Origin of the sequence: Citrobacter sp. Ce104 (assembly GCF_030334595.1) — a bacterium.
GTDB lineage: Bacteria > Pseudomonadota > Gammaproteobacteria > Enterobacterales > Enterobacteriaceae > Citrobacter > Citrobacter europaeus.
This window is the reverse complement of record NZ_JAOWDP010000052.1, coordinates 17,269-32,850: the sequence shown is the minus strand read 5'-3', so window position 1 is coordinate 32,850 and position 15,582 is coordinate 17,269. Positions and strand designations below refer to the sequence as shown.

12 protein-coding genes are annotated in these 15,582 nt (G+C 51.1%); 10 read left to right on the top strand and 2 right to left on the bottom strand.

Annotated features, from left to right (window positions below; all coding sequences use genetic code 11):
* The 9 genes from tuf to rpoC all read left to right on the top strand — a co-directional run.
* A partial coding sequence (gene tuf, locus OGW16_RS05105) for an elongation factor Tu (RefSeq protein ID WP_286502630.1) occupies positions 1–1,011 on the top strand: 1,011 nt, incomplete at its 5' end.
* A gap of 230 nt (positions 1,012–1,241) precedes the next feature.
* On the top strand, positions 1,242–1,625 hold the full coding sequence (secE, locus tag OGW16_RS05100; protein ID WP_003033128.1) for a preprotein translocase subunit SecE: 384 nt from the start codon (positions 1,242–1,244) through the stop codon (positions 1,623–1,625).
* Position 1,626: 1 nt separating this feature from the next.
* Entirely contained in the window at positions 1,627–2,172 is a 546-nt protein-coding gene (gene nusG / locus OGW16_RS05095; RefSeq protein ID WP_003033125.1) for a transcription termination/antitermination protein NusG, read from the top strand.
* A 155-nt stretch (positions 2,173–2,327) separates the two neighbouring features.
* Complete coding sequence (gene rplK / locus OGW16_RS05090) at positions 2,328–2,756, top strand: 50S ribosomal protein L11 (RefSeq protein ID WP_003033122.1); 429 nt, start codon at positions 2,328–2,330, stop codon at positions 2,754–2,756.
* Between the two features lie 3 nt (positions 2,757–2,759).
* A complete protein-coding gene (gene rplA, locus OGW16_RS05085) occupies positions 2,760–3,467 on the top strand; it encodes a 50S ribosomal protein L1 (RefSeq protein ID WP_016155300.1) in 708 nt (235 codons plus the stop codon).
* Between the two features lie 413 nt (positions 3,468–3,880).
* Positions 3,881–4,378, top strand: coding sequence for a 50S ribosomal protein L10 (gene rplJ / locus OGW16_RS05080; protein WP_005132895.1), 498 nt, complete (start codon positions 3,881–3,883; stop codon positions 4,376–4,378).
* A gap of 66 nt (positions 4,379–4,444) precedes the next feature.
* Complete coding sequence (gene rplL / locus OGW16_RS05075) at positions 4,445–4,810, top strand: 50S ribosomal protein L7/L12 (RefSeq protein ID WP_000028882.1); 366 nt, start codon at positions 4,445–4,447, stop codon at positions 4,808–4,810.
* Positions 4,811–5,130: 320 nt separating this feature from the next.
* Entirely contained in the window at positions 5,131–9,159 is a 4,029-nt protein-coding gene (gene rpoB, locus OGW16_RS05070; RefSeq protein ID WP_003033111.1) for a DNA-directed RNA polymerase subunit beta, read from the top strand.
* 76 nt (positions 9,160–9,235) lie between these two features.
* Entirely contained in the window at positions 9,236–13,459 is a 4,224-nt protein-coding gene (rpoC, locus tag OGW16_RS05065) for a DNA-directed RNA polymerase subunit beta' (protein ID WP_043018017.1), read from the top strand.
* A gap of 115 nt (positions 13,460–13,574) precedes the next feature.
* Here the strand turns inward: rpoC and OGW16_RS05060 are convergent, their stop codons facing one another.
* A complete protein-coding gene (locus tag OGW16_RS05060; RefSeq protein WP_199995253.1) occupies positions 13,575–13,892 on the bottom strand; it encodes a PTS lactose/cellobiose transporter subunit IIA in 318 nt (105 codons plus the stop codon).
* A gap of 4 nt (positions 13,893–13,896) precedes the next feature.
* Positions 13,897–14,202 carry a PTS sugar transporter subunit IIB gene (locus OGW16_RS05055; RefSeq protein WP_043018019.1) on the bottom strand — a complete coding sequence of 102 codons (306 nt, stop codon included), beginning with the start codon at positions 14,200–14,202 and terminating at the stop codon, positions 13,897–13,899.
* Positions 14,203–15,294: 1,092 nt separating this feature from the next.
* Here OGW16_RS05055 and cspE point away from each other — a divergent pair.
* Positions 15,295–15,507, top strand: a complete 213-nt coding sequence (gene cspE, locus OGW16_RS05050; protein ID WP_043018020.1) for a transcription antiterminator/RNA stability regulator CspE — start codon at positions 15,295–15,297, stop codon at positions 15,505–15,507.
* Positions 15,508–15,582: the final 75 nt, after the last annotated feature.

The window sequence follows — 15,582 nt, the reverse complement described above, 5'->3', positions numbered from 1 at the left end:
CGTGGTATCACCATCAACACTTCTCACGTTGAATATGACACCCCGACTCGCCACTACGCACACGTAGACTGCCCGGGCCACGCCGACTATGTTAAAAACATGATCACCGGTGCTGCGCAGATGGACGGCGCGATCCTGGTTGTTGCTGCGACTGACGGCCCGATGCCGCAGACTCGTGAGCACATCCTGCTGGGTCGTCAGGTAGGCGTTCCGTACATCATCGTGTTCCTGAACAAATGCGACATGGTTGATGACGAAGAGCTGCTGGAACTGGTAGAAATGGAAGTTCGTGAACTTCTGTCTCAGTACGATTTCCCGGGCGACGACACGCCGATCGTTCGTGGTTCTGCTCTGAAAGCGCTGGAAGGCGACGCAGAGTGGGAAGCGAAAATCATCGAACTGGCTGGCTTCCTGGATTCTTACATCCCAGAACCAGAGCGTGCGATTGACAAGCCGTTCCTGCTGCCTATCGAAGACGTATTCTCCATCTCCGGTCGTGGTACCGTTGTTACCGGTCGTGTAGAGCGCGGTATCATCAAAGTTGGTGAAGAAGTTGAAATCGTTGGTATCAAGGACACTGCTAAGTCTACTTGTACCGGCGTTGAAATGTTCCGCAAACTGCTGGACGAAGGCCGTGCTGGTGAGAACGTTGGTGTCCTGCTGCGTGGTATCAAACGTGAAGAAATCGAACGTGGTCAGGTACTGGCTAAGCCGGGCTCTATCAAGCCGCACACCAAGTTCGAATCTGAAGTGTACATTCTGTCCAAAGACGAAGGCGGCCGTCATACTCCGTTCTTCAAAGGCTACCGTCCGCAGTTCTACTTCCGTACTACTGACGTGACTGGTACCATCGAACTGCCGGAAGGCGTTGAGATGGTAATGCCGGGCGACAACATCAAAATGGTTGTTACCCTGATCCACCCAATCGCGATGGACGACGGTCTGCGTTTCGCAATCCGTGAAGGCGGCCGTACTGTTGGTGCGGGCGTTGTTGCCAAAGTAATGAGCTAATTGCCGAATAACATTTGACGCAATGCGCAATAAAAGGGCATCATTTGATGCCCTTTTTGCACGCTTTCACACCAGAACCTGGCTCATCAGTGATTTTTTTTGTCATAATCATTGCTGAGACAGGCTCTGAAGAGGGCGTTTAGTCCGAAACGCACCAGAGCATTTCGGTTTGGATTGCCTCGCTTACGCGGGGTGAAAATGTTTGTAGAATACTTCTGACAGGTTGGTTTATGAGTGCGAATACCGAAGCTCAAGGAAGCGGGCGCGGCCTGGAAGCGATGAAGTGGGTTGTTGTCGCTGTATTGCTGCTTGTAGCTATCGTTGGCAACTACCTCTATCGTGACATGATGCTGCCGCTGCGTGCGCTGGCCGTAGTGATTCTGATTGCCGCAGCGGGTGGTGTCGCGCTGTTGACAACAAAAGGTAAAGCGACCGTTGCTTTTGCCCGTGAAGCGAGAACCGAAGTCCGTAAGGTCATTTGGCCAACTCGCCAGGAAACATTGCACACCACATTAATTGTGGCTGCGGTTACCGCAGTAATGTCACTGATCCTGTGGGGACTGGATGGTATTCTGGTTCGCCTGGTATCCTTTATCACTGGCCTGAGGTTCTAAGATGTCTGAAGCCCCTAAAAAGCGCTGGTACGTCGTTCAGGCGTTTTCCGGTTTTGAAGGCCGCGTAGCCACGTCGCTGCGCGAATATATCAAGTTACAAAATATGGAAGAGCTGTTTGGCGAAGTCATGGTTCCGACTGAAGAAGTGGTCGAAATCCGTGGTGGCCAGCGTCGCAAGAGCGAACGTAAATTCTTCCCGGGCTATGTACTGGTCCAGATGGTGATGAATGACGCAAGCTGGCACCTGGTGCGCAGCGTGCCGCGTGTGATGGGCTTTATCGGCGGTACTTCTGACCGTCCGGCGCCGATCAGCGACAAAGAAGTTGATGCGATCATGAACCGTCTGCAGCAGGTTGGCGATAAGCCGCGTCCGAAAACGATGTTTGAGCCAGGTGAAATGGTTCGCGTTAGCGACGGTCCGTTCGCTGACTTTAATGGCGTGGTTGAAGAAGTGGACTACGAGAAGTCTCGTCTGAAAGTTTCCGTATCTATCTTCGGTCGTGCGACTCCGGTTGAACTGGACTTCGCTCAGGTTGAAAAAGCCTAATACGCCGATCAAAAAAGCGACGATTTAATCGTTGCACAAGGCGCGAGATTGGAATACAATTTCGCGCCTTTTGTTTTTATGGATCCTATCCGTAAAACGAATTTAATCACGGGGAGCCTCCTTGAGGCGCTATAACCCAATCAGAGGAATTTAGAATGGCTAAGAAAGTCCAAGCCTATGTCAAGCTGCAGGTTGCAGCTGGTATGGCTAACCCGAGTCCGCCGGTAGGTCCAGCACTGGGTCAACAAGGCGTGAACATCATGGAATTCTGCAAAGCGTTCAACGCTAAAACTGATTCCATGGAAAAAGGTCTGCCGATCCCGGTTGTTATCACCGTTTACGCTGACCGTTCTTTCACTTTCGTTACCAAAACGCCTCCGGCAGCAGTTCTGCTGAAGAAAGCGGCTGGTATCAAGTCTGGTTCCGGCAAGCCGAACAAAGACAAAGTGGGTAAAATTTCCCGCGCTCAGCTGCAGGAAATCGCGCAGACCAAAGCTGCCGACATGACTGGTTCCGACATTGAAGCGATGACTCGCTCCATTGAAGGTACTGCACGTTCCATGGGCCTGGTAGTGGAGGACTAAGAAATGGCTAAACTGACCAAGCGCATGTCCGTGATCCGTGACAAAGTTGATGCTACTAAGCAGTACGACATCAACGAAGCTATCGCTCTGCTGAAAGAGCTGGCCACTGCTAAATTCGTAGAAAGCGTGGACGTTGCTGTTAACCTCGGCATCGACGCTCGTAAATCTGACCAGAACGTACGTGGTGCAACTGTACTGCCGCACGGTACTGGCCGTTCCGTTCGCGTAGCCGTATTTACCCAGGGCGCAAACGCTGAAGCTGCTAAAGCTGCAGGCGCTGAGCTGGTAGGTATGGAAGATCTGGCTGAACAGATCAAGAAAGGCGAAATGAACTTTGACGTTGTTATTGCTTCCCCGGATGCAATGCGCGTTGTTGGCCAGCTGGGTCAGGTTCTGGGTCCGCGCGGCCTGATGCCAAACCCGAAAGTTGGTACTGTAACTCCTAACGTTGCTGAAGCTGTTAAGAACGCTAAAGCTGGTCAGGTTCGTTACCGTAACGACAAAAACGGCATCATCCACACCACCATCGGTAAAGTGGATTTTGACGCTGACAAACTGAAAGAAAACCTGGAAGCTCTGCTGGTTGCGCTGAAAAAAGCAAAACCGACTCAGGCAAAAGGCGTGTACATCAAGAAAGTTAGCATCTCCACCACCATGGGTGCTGGTGTTGCCGTTGATCAGTCCGGTCTGACTGCGACTGTGGCGAACTAATATTCGCCTTTACGTGGGCGGTGATTTTGTCTACAATCTTACCCCCACGTTTCTGCTAATTGCAGACGTATATCCGAGATATTCAGGCTGTGGCAAGGCGACACTGAGTGAATCGCCAGGAGCATAGTCAACTATGTGGCTGGTGTGAACGAAGGCAGTCAACGCCGGCACAGATTGAATAGCGACAGATAGACAAGATTTGTTCGTTGGAGCCTGGCCTATCCAGGCCTCCGTCGAAGACCGCAGGTGTTTCGTAAGAAACTTAATGCCCTGCGTAGACGGTGACAGAACGCTAAGATTATTTCTGATACTCTGGCTTGTTTCTGCTCACCGTATTTAGACGCTCTCTCCGTTGGGGGGAGTGAAGTGAGTTCCGGAACATGAGTTCCGGCAAACATCCAGGAGCAAAGCTAATGGCTTTAAATCTTCAAGACAAACAAGCGATTGTTGCTGAAGTCAGCGAAGTAGCCAAAGGCGCGCTGTCTGCAGTAGTTGCGGATTCCCGTGGCGTAACTGTAGATAAAATGACTGAACTGCGTAAAGCAGGTCGTGAAGCTGGCGTATACATGCGTGTTGTTCGTAACACCCTGCTGCGCCGCGTCGTTGAAGGTACTCAGTTCGAGTGCCTGAAAGACACGTTTGTTGGTCCGACCCTGATTGCATACTCTATGGAACACCCGGGCGCTGCTGCTCGTCTGTTCAAAGAGTTCGCGAAAGCGAATGCAAAATTTGAGGTCAAAGCCGCAGCCTTTGAAGGTGAGTTGATTACGGCATCGAATATCGATCGCCTGGCAACTCTGCCGACCTACGAAGAAGCAATTGCACGCCTGATGGCAACCATGAAAGAAGCTTCGGCTGGCAAACTGGTTCGTACTCTGGCTGCTGTACGCGATGCGAAAGAAGCTGCTTAATCGCAGTTATCTTTCTCAAGCATCTGCTTACGTATAAACTTATTCTGATTTTCAGGAACAATTTAAATGTCTATCACTAAAGATCAAATCATTGAAGCAGTATCCGCTATGTCCGTAATGGACGTTGTAGAACTGATTTCTGCAATGGAAGAAAAATTCGGTGTTTCTGCTGCTGCTGCTGTAGCTGTAGCTGCAGGCCCGGCTGAAGCTGCTGAAGAAAAAACTGAATTCGACGTAATTCTGAAAGCTGCTGGCGCTAACAAAGTTGCTGTTATCAAAGCAGTACGTGGCGCAACTGGCCTGGGTCTGAAAGAAGCTAAAGACCTGGTAGAATCTGCACCGGCTGCGCTGAAAGAAGGCGTGAGCAAAGACGACGCAGAAGCACTGAAAAAATCTCTGGAAGAAGCTGGCGCTGAAGTTGAAGTTAAATAAGCCAACTTTTCTGGTTGCAGCCTAAGAAATTAGGCTGATGGCTGGTGACTTTTTAGTCACCAGCCTTTTTGCGCTGTAAGGCGCCAGTAGCATTTCACACTGTTTGACTACTGCTGTGCCTTTCAATGCTTGTTTCTATCGACGTCTTAATATACTGCGACAGAGCGTCAGTTCTGTGTAAATCGCAATGAAATGGTTTAAGCGTGATAGCAACAGGCATTGCGGAAAGTATTCGATTTTCCGGTCAACAAAATAGTGTTGCACAAACTGTCCCTTCGTCGGACAGATGGGTCGACTTGTCAGCGAGCTGAGGAACCCTAATGGTTTACTCCTATACCGAGAAAAAACGTATTCGTAAGGATTTTGGTAAACGTCCACAAGTGTTGGACATACCTTATCTCCTTTCTATCCAGCTTGACTCGTTTCAGAAGTTCATCGAGCAAGATCCTGAAGGGCAGTATGGTCTGGAAGCAGCTTTCCGTTCCGTTTTCCCGATTCAGAGCTACAGCGGTAATTCCGAGCTGCAATACGTCAGCTACCGTCTTGGCGAACCGGTGTTTGACGTTCAGGAATGTCAGATCCGTGGCGTGACCTATTCCGCACCGCTGCGCGTAAAACTGCGTCTGGTGATCTACGAGCGCGAAGCGCCGGAAGGCACCGTAAAAGACATTAAAGAACAAGAAGTCTACATGGGCGAAATTCCGCTCATGACCGACAACGGTACCTTTGTTATCAACGGTACTGAGCGTGTTATCGTTTCTCAGCTGCACCGTAGTCCTGGCGTCTTCTTTGACTCCGACAAAGGTAAAACCCACTCTTCGGGTAAAGTGCTGTATAACGCGCGCATCATTCCTTACCGTGGTTCCTGGCTGGACTTCGAATTCGATCCGAAGGACAACCTGTTCGTACGTATTGACCGTCGCCGCAAACTGCCTGCGACCATTATTCTGCGTGCGCTGAACTACACCACTGAGCAGATCCTTGACCTGTTCTTTGAGAAAGTTGTTTTCGAAATTCGTGACAACAAGCTGCAGATGGAACTGGTGCCGGAACGCCTGCGTGGTGAAACCGCCTCCTTTGACATTGAAGCTAACGGCAAAGTCTACGTCGAAAAAGGCCGTCGCATCACTGCGCGCCACATTCGCCAACTGGAAAAAGACGATATCAAACATATCGAAGTTCCGGTTGAATACATTGCTGGCAAAGTTGCGGCTAAAGACTACGTTGACGAATCTACCGGCGAGCTGATCTGCGCAGCTAACATGGAGCTGAGCCTGGATCTGCTGGCTAAGCTGAGCCAGTCTGGTCACAAGCGTATCGAAACGTTGTTCACTAACGATCTGGACCACGGTCCGTACATTTCAGAAACTGTACGCGTCGACCCAACCAACGATCGTCTGAGCGCGCTGGTAGAAATCTACCGCATGATGCGCCCTGGTGAGCCGCCGACTCGTGAAGCTGCTGAAAGCCTGTTCGAGAACCTGTTCTTCTCCGAAGACCGCTATGACCTGTCTGCGGTTGGTCGTATGAAGTTCAACCGTTCTCTGCTGCGCGACGAAATCGAAGGTTCCGGTATCCTGAGCAAAGACGACATCATCGAAGTGATGAAGAAGCTCATCGATATCCGTAACGGTAAGGGCGAAGTCGATGATATCGACCACCTCGGCAACCGTCGTATCCGTTCCGTAGGCGAAATGGCGGAAAACCAGTTCCGCGTTGGCCTGGTACGTGTTGAGCGTGCGGTGAAAGAGCGTCTGTCTCTGGGCGATCTGGATACCCTGATGCCTCAGGATATGATCAACGCCAAGCCGATTTCTGCAGCAGTGAAAGAGTTCTTTGGTTCCAGCCAGCTGTCTCAGTTTATGGACCAGAACAACCCGCTGTCTGAGATTACGCACAAACGTCGTATCTCTGCACTCGGCCCGGGCGGTCTGACCCGTGAGCGCGCAGGCTTCGAAGTTCGAGACGTACACCCGACTCACTACGGTCGCGTATGTCCAATCGAAACGCCTGAAGGTCCGAACATCGGTCTGATCAACTCCCTGTCCGTGTACGCCCAGACTAACGAATACGGCTTCCTCGAGACTCCGTACCGTAAAGTGACCGACGGTGTTGTAACTGACGAAATTCATTACCTGTCTGCTATCGAAGAAGGCAACTACGTTATCGCTCAGGCGAACTCCAACCTGGATGACGAAGGCCACTTTGTAGAAGATTTGGTTACCTGCCGTAGCAAAGGCGAATCCAGCTTGTTCAGCCGCGACCAGGTTGACTACATGGACGTATCCACCCAGCAGGTGGTATCCGTCGGTGCGTCCCTGATCCCGTTCCTGGAACACGATGACGCCAACCGTGCATTGATGGGTGCGAACATGCAACGTCAGGCGGTTCCGACTCTGCGTGCTGATAAGCCGCTGGTTGGTACCGGTATGGAACGTGCTGTTGCCGTTGACTCCGGTGTTACTGCAGTTGCTAAACGTGGCGGTACTGTTCAGTACGTGGATGCTTCCCGTATCGTTATCAAAGTTAACGAAGACGAGATGTACCCGGGCGAAGCAGGTATCGACATTTATAACCTGACCAAATACACCCGTTCTAACCAGAACACCTGTATCAACCAGATGCCTTGCGTATCTCTGGGCGAGCCGGTTGAACGTGGTGATGTGCTGGCTGACGGTCCGTCCACCGACCTCGGTGAACTGGCGCTGGGTCAGAACATGCGCGTGGCATTCATGCCATGGAATGGTTACAACTTCGAAGACTCCATCCTCGTATCCGAGCGTGTTGTCCAGGAAGACCGTTTCACCACCATCCACATTCAGGAACTGGCATGTGTGTCCCGTGACACCAAGCTGGGGCCAGAAGAGATCACCGCTGACATCCCGAACGTGGGTGAAGCTGCGCTCTCCAAACTGGATGAATCCGGTATCGTTTATATCGGTGCGGAAGTGACCGGTGGCGACATTCTGGTTGGTAAGGTAACGCCGAAAGGTGAAACCCAGCTGACGCCAGAAGAGAAGCTGCTGCGTGCGATCTTCGGTGAGAAAGCGTCTGACGTTAAAGACTCTTCTCTGCGCGTGCCAAACGGTGTTTCCGGTACGATTATCGACGTTCAGGTCTTTACTCGCGATGGCGTAGAAAAAGACAAACGTGCGCTGGAAATCGAAGAGATGCAGCTGAAGCAGGCGAAAAAAGACCTGTCTGAAGAACTGCAGATCCTCGAAGCTGGCCTGTTCAGCCGTATCTACGCTGTGCTGGTTTCCGGTGGTGTTGAAGCTGAGAAGCTCGACAAACTGCCGCGTGACCGCTGGTTAGAACTCGGCCTGACCGACGAAGAGAAACAGAATCAGCTGGAACAACTGGCTGAACAGTACGACGAACTGAAACACGAGTTCGAGAAAAAACTCGAAGCGAAACGCCGTAAAATCACTCAGGGCGACGATCTGGCACCGGGCGTGCTGAAGATTGTTAAGGTTTATCTGGCGGTTAAACGTCGGATCCAGCCTGGTGATAAGATGGCAGGTCGTCACGGTAACAAGGGTGTAATCTCTAAGATCAACCCGATCGAAGATATGCCACACGATGCTAACGGTACGCCGGTAGATATCGTTCTGAACCCGCTGGGCGTACCATCGCGTATGAACATCGGTCAGATCCTTGAAACCCACCTGGGTATGGCTGCGAAAGGTATCGGCGATAAGATCAACGCCATGCTGAAACAGCAGCAAGAAGTCGCGAAACTGCGCGAATTCATCCAGCGTGCTTACGATCTGGGTTCAGATGTTCGTCAGAAAGTTGACCTGAATACCTTCAGCGATGAAGAAGTTCTGCGTCTGGCTGAAAACCTGAAAAAAGGTATGCCGATCGCAACGCCGGTATTCGACGGTGCGAAAGAGTCTGAAATCAAGGAACTGTTACAGTTGGGTGGCCTGCCGACTTCCGGTCAGATCACACTGTTCGACGGTCGTACCGGTGAGCAGTTCGAGCGCCAGGTTACCGTTGGCTACATGTACATGCTGAAACTGAACCACCTGGTTGATGACAAGATGCATGCGCGTTCTACCGGTTCTTACAGCCTGGTTACTCAGCAGCCGCTGGGTGGTAAGGCGCAGTTCGGTGGTCAGCGCTTCGGGGAGATGGAAGTATGGGCGCTTGAAGCATACGGCGCGGCATACACCCTGCAGGAAATGCTCACCGTTAAGTCTGATGACGTGAACGGTCGTACTAAGATGTATAAAAACATCGTGGACGGCAACCATCAGATGGAACCAGGCATGCCAGAATCCTTCAACGTACTGTTGAAAGAGATTCGTTCGCTGGGTATCAACATCGAGCTGGAAGACGAGTAACTCTCGATCAAACAGGTCACTGGTGCTGGCGTAACAGCCAGCGCCAGATTGTGCTAACTCCGACGGGAGCAAATCCGTGAAAGATTTATTAAAGTTTCTGAAAGCGCAGACTAAAACCGAAGAGTTTGATGCGATCAAAATTGCTCTGGCTTCGCCAGACATGATCCGTTCATGGTCTTTCGGTGAAGTTAAGAAGCCGGAAACCATCAACTACCGTACGTTCAAACCTGAACGTGACGGCCTTTTCTGCGCCCGTATCTTTGGGCCGGTAAAAGACTATGAGTGCCTGTGCGGTAAGTACAAGCGCCTGAAACACCGTGGTGTGATCTGTGAGAAGTGCGGCGTTGAAGTGACCCAGACCAAAGTACGCCGTGAGCGTATGGGCCACATCGAGCTGGCGTCTCCGACCGCTCACATCTGGTTCCTGAAATCTCTGCCGTCCCGTATCGGTTTGCTGCTCGATATGCCGCTGCGCGATATCGAACGTGTACTGTACTTCGAATCTTATGTTGTTATCGAAGGCGGTATGACTAACCTGGAACGTCAACAGATCCTGACTGAAGAGCAGTATCTGGACGCGCTGGAAGAGTTCGGTGACGAATTCGACGCGAAGATGGGTGCGGAAGCCATTCAGGCCCTGCTGAAGAGCATGGATCTGGAGCAAGAGTGTGAAACTCTGCGCGAAGAGCTGAACGAAACCAACTCCGAAACCAAGCGTAAGAAGCTGACCAAGCGTATCAAACTGCTGGAAGCCTTCGTACAGTCTGGCAACAAGCCAGAGTGGATGATCCTGACCGTTCTGCCGGTTCTGCCGCCAGATCTGCGTCCGCTGGTTCCGCTGGATGGCGGTCGTTTCGCAACATCGGATCTTAACGATCTGTATCGTCGCGTTATCAACCGTAACAACCGTCTGAAACGTCTGCTGGATCTGGCTGCGCCGGACATCATCGTACGCAACGAAAAACGTATGCTGCAGGAAGCGGTTGACGCCCTGCTGGATAACGGTCGTCGCGGTCGTGCGATCACTGGTTCTAACAAACGTCCTCTGAAATCTTTGGCCGACATGATCAAAGGTAAACAGGGTCGTTTCCGTCAGAACCTGCTCGGTAAGCGTGTTGACTACTCCGGTCGTTCTGTAATCACCGTAGGTCCATACCTGCGTCTGCATCAGTGCGGTCTGCCGAAGAAAATGGCACTGGAACTGTTCAAACCGTTCATCTACGGCAAGCTGGAACTGCGTGGCCTCGCCACCACCATCAAAGCCGCTAAGAAAATGGTTGAGCGTGAAGAAGCTGTCGTTTGGGATATCCTGGACGAAGTTATCCGCGAACACCCGGTACTGCTGAACCGTGCACCAACACTGCACCGTCTGGGTATCCAGGCATTTGAACCAGTACTGATCGAAGGTAAAGCTATCCAGCTGCACCCGCTGGTTTGTGCGGCATATAACGCCGACTTCGATGGTGACCAGATGGCTGTTCACGTACCGCTGACGCTGGAAGCCCAGCTCGAAGCGCGTGCGCTGATGATGTCTACCAACAACATCCTGTCTCCGGCGAACGGCGAACCTATCATCGTTCCGTCTCAGGACGTTGTATTGGGTCTGTACTACATGACCCGTGACTGTGTTAACGCCAAAGGCGAAGGCATGGTGCTGACTGGCCCGAAAGAAGCTGAGCGTATCTATCGCGCAGGTCTGGCCTCTCTGCATGCGCGCGTTAAAGTGCGTATCACTGAATATGAAAAAGATGAAAACGGCGAATTCGTTGCGCACACCAGCCTGAAAGACACGACCGTTGGTCGCGCCATTCTGTGGATGATCGTACCGAAAGGTCTGCCTTTCTCCATCGTCAACCAGGCGCTGGGCAAGAAAGCAATCTCCAAAATGCTGAACACCTGTTACCGCATTCTGGGCCTGAAGCCGACCGTTATCTTCGCTGACCAGACAATGTACACCGGCTTTGCTTATGCAGCGCGTTCAGGTGCATCTGTTGGTATTGATGACATGGTCATCCCAGAGAAGAAACACGAGATCATCTCTGAAGCAGAAGCTGAAGTTGCTGAGATCCAGGAGCAGTTCCAGTCTGGTCTGGTAACCGCAGGCGAACGCTATAACAAAGTTATCGATATCTGGGCTGCGGCGAACGATCGTGTATCCAAAGCGATGATGGATAACCTGCAAACTGAAACCGTTATTAACCGTGACGGCGTAGAAGAGCAGCAGGTTTCCTTCAACAGCATCTACATGATGGCCGACTCCGGTGCGCGTGGTTCCGCAGCACAGATTCGTCAGCTGGCCGGTATGCGTGGTCTGATGGCGAAGCCAGATGGCTCCATCATCGAAACGCCGATCACCGCGAACTTCCGTGAAGGTCTGAACGTACTCCAGTACTTCATCTCTACTCACGGTGCGCGTAAAGGTCTGGCGGATACCGCACTGAAAACAGCGAACTCCGGTTATCTGACTCGTCGTCTGGTTGACGTCGCGCAGGATCTGGTGGTGACTGAAGACGATTGTGGCACTCTGGAAGGCATCACCATGACCCCGGTTATCGAGGGTGGTGACGTTAAAGAACCGCTGCGCGATCGCGTATTGGGTCGTGTGACTGCTGAAGACGTTCTGAAGCCGGGCACCGCGGATATTCTGGTTCCACGCAACACGCTGCTGCACGAACAGTGGTGTGACCTGCTGGAAGAGAACTCCGTTGACTCCGTTAAAGTCCGTTCCGTTGTATCCTGTGACACCGACTTTGGTGTATGTGCGCACTGCTACGGTCGTGACCTGGCGCGTGGCCACATCATCAACAAAGGTGAAGCAATCGGCGTTATCGCGGCACAGTCCATCGGTGAACCGGGTACACAGCTGACGATGCGTACGTTCCACATCGGTGGTGCGGCATCTCGTGCGGCTGCTGAATCCAGCATCCAGGTGAAAAACAAAGGTAGCATCCGTCTGAGCAATGCGAAGTCGGTTGTGAACTCCAGCGGTAAACTGGTTATCACCTCACGTAACACCGAACTGAAACTGATCGACGAATTCGGTCGTACCAAAGAAAGCTATAAAGTGCCTTACGGCTCCGTTATGGCGAAAGGTGATGGCGAACAGGTTGCTGGCGGCGAAACCGTAGCGAACTGGGATCCGCACACCATGCCGGTTATCACCGAAGTGAGTGGTTTCGTCCGCTTCACTGACATGATCGACGGCCAGACCATTACTCGTCAGACCGACGAGCTGACCGGTCTGTCTTCTCTGGTGGTTCTGGATTCTGCAGAGCGTACTGCGGGTGGTAAAGACCTGCGTCCGGCACTGAAAATTGTTGATGCTCAGGGCAACGACGTTCTGATCCCAGGCACCGATATGCCTGCTCAGTACTTCCTGCCGGGTAAAGCAATTGTTCAGCTGGAAGATGGCGTACAGATCAGCTCTGGTGACACCCTGGCGCGTGTTCCGCAGGAATCAGGCGGTACCAAGGATATCACCGGTGGTCTGCCGCGCGTTGCGGACCTGTTCGAAGCACGTCGTCCGAAAGAGCCGGCAATCCTGGCTGAAATCAGCGGCATCATTTCCTTCGGTAAAGAAACCAAAGGGAAACGTCGTCTGGTTATCACCCCGGTAGACGGTAGCGAACCGTACGAAGAGATGATTCCGAAATGGCGTCAGCTCAACGTGTTCGAAGGTGAACGTGTAGAACGTGGTGACGTTGTTTCCGACGGTCCGGAAGCGCCGCACGACATCCTGCGTCTGCGTGGTGTGCATGCTGTAACTCGTTACATCGTTAACGAAGTTCAGGACGTATACCGTCTGCAGGGCGTTAAGATTAACGATAAACACATCGAAGTTATCGTTCGTCAGATGCTGCGTAAAGCCACCATCGAAAACGCTGGTAGCTCCGACTTCCTGGAAGGCGAGCAGGTTGAATACTCCCGCGTCAAGATTGCCAACCGCGATCTGGAAGCGAACGGCAAAGTGGGTGCAACGTTCTCCCGCGATCTGCTGGGTATCACCAAAGCGTCTCTGGCAACCGAGTCCTTCATCTCTGCAGCATCGTTCCAGGAAACCACGCGTGTCCTGACCGAAGCCGCTGTTGCAGGTAAACGTGATGAACTGCGCGGTCTGAAAGAGAACGTAATCGTGGGTCGTCTGATCCCGGCAGGTACCGGTTATGCGTACCACCAGGATCGTATGCGCCGTCGCGCAGCGGGCGAACTGCCGGCTGCTCCGCAGGTGACTGCTGAAGATGCGTCTGCCAGCCTGGCAGAACTGCTGAATGCAGGCCTGGGCGGTTCTGACAACGATTAATCGTTGCTGATCCTAATAAAAAACCCGCTTCGGCGGGTTTTTTTATGTCTATGTTATGCCTGATGGCGATGTGCTTGTCGGGCCTGGGAGGCGACGAATCCATCCGGCAATGTCATTAATTTACCGGCGGTAAACGCCGATAAAGCTCAATCATATCTCCCGCCAAATCCTGAATCACCATCGCGTTCATCAGGTGATCCTGCGAATGGACGGTGATGAGATTAACCGGTAGCTTGCCGGTACCTTCGTCAATTCCGATCAGTTGGGTCTGGATTTTATGCGCTTGTTTAACGTACTCGCGTGATTCCGTCATCGCTTGTTCTGCACCCGGGAAATCACCTTTACGCGCCAGCTGTAGCGCCGCCAGGGCCTGACTGCGCGCAGCGCCGGCGTTTACCAATAATTCCATGATGATCGTTTCTAACTCTTCCATGCCATCACTCCAGTAGTTTCAGCGCTTTGTCCAGTACAGCATCGCCTTTCATCATGCCGTAATCCATCATATCGATGACGGCGACCTTTTTACCTAGCGGATCGGCGAGCGCCTGCAGCTTGGCCTGCTCATACTTAACCTGTGGACCGAGCAACACGATATCCGCAGTGGCGATATTCTCTGCAAATTCAGCCACCGGGACCGCTTTGATAGTGACGTCGACACCTTTTTTCTGGGCGGCATCTTTCATCTTTTGCACCAGCATACTGGTGGACATTCCGGCGGCACAGCATAAAACGATGTTTTTCATAAGCAGTCTCGAGCAACATGTGTGGGTTGATAATTATCGCGAGCCAACTGTAACAACAACTGCTTTGCAACGATTGTGTGCAAGGCATCACAAAGAAAACCACTTTTTCTGAAACCGGTTACAAAAAGAGGCAAAACCCTACGATCTGGACCGGGGCCGTCGGCTTTTTGACTCGCTTATCACATGCGGGAATATATAATTACTGTCAATAAAGACATGTTATAAAAAACAGTATTGACAGCATTTTTTAAACCCGTATGTTAATACTTAACAGCGGAGAAATTGTAGTTTGCTGTTAACGTAGTAAGTGTTAGTAGAGCTTTATTGGGGGTTGCGATAAAGGCCACGAAGTATTTTTGTATGGGATAGTCGATGCTGAAAACACTATTTTTTCACTTCGACAATGCTTTCAGGCCACGTAGTTGATTTAACTAATCGCAAAAAGTCAGTTAAACGCGACGATGTAACGCCATGATTTAATAGTAAATTTTTGCGATATCTATTTTTCTGGTTATCGCAAGGGAAATAAGGCAACGCATCAAAGAGTATATGTCGCGAGGGGAAGTGTACTTGTTTAGGTCACCAGCCTTGAGTTCTATTATCAAGCGGGTGGAATGTGTTTAACGGTAAATAGAGGAAGGTTTTAGTTAGTATCAATATCCAATATTATCTGTGGTAAACGTGTACATTTTAAAGCAGTACCATCAGCAGTATTAAATCGTTAAGTTTATTAATGTTAAATCTGAAGTGTGTAGTAACTTAAAGCCCTGACTGCAATAGTCGGGGCTTTTGTTCATTGTAGATCAAGCGGTTATCCGGGATGCTCAGCCGCGATGGTTTAACATTTCATCACTCAGTGAGTATTAAAAAAATTAATGCTTGCTTAATGATTAGAAGTAGGTCTACTATAGCGGCATCGGTTTGGAACACAGACCTTATGCAAGCAGTTTTAGTAAAGCAGTTCTCAGTTCAAGCGTTATCCTCAGATACTCTTCTTCATGAGCCTCCTCCCTAAGTGCCCCATAAGTTAATTTCTGCAAAACAGGCCATCTTCGCTGCGTAAGCGGCTCAAAAAAATGAAAGGAAGTATCTATGTCTAACAAAATGACTGGTTTAGTAAAATGGTTTAACTCTGAGAAAGGCTTCGGCTTTATCACTCCTCAGGACGGTAGCAAGGACGTGTTTGTGCATTTCTCTGCTATCCAGAGTAACGATTATAAAACGTTAGACGAAGGTCAAAAGGTGGAGTTCTCCGTGGAGAATGGCGCCAAAGGCCCGTCTGCTGTTAACGTTGTCGCGCTGTAAACGCCGATAATTTCACGAACGCTTACGATAGCGATGAAGGCCAGAGCCTGAGCAGTTAAGTGCCAGTGAAGAAAA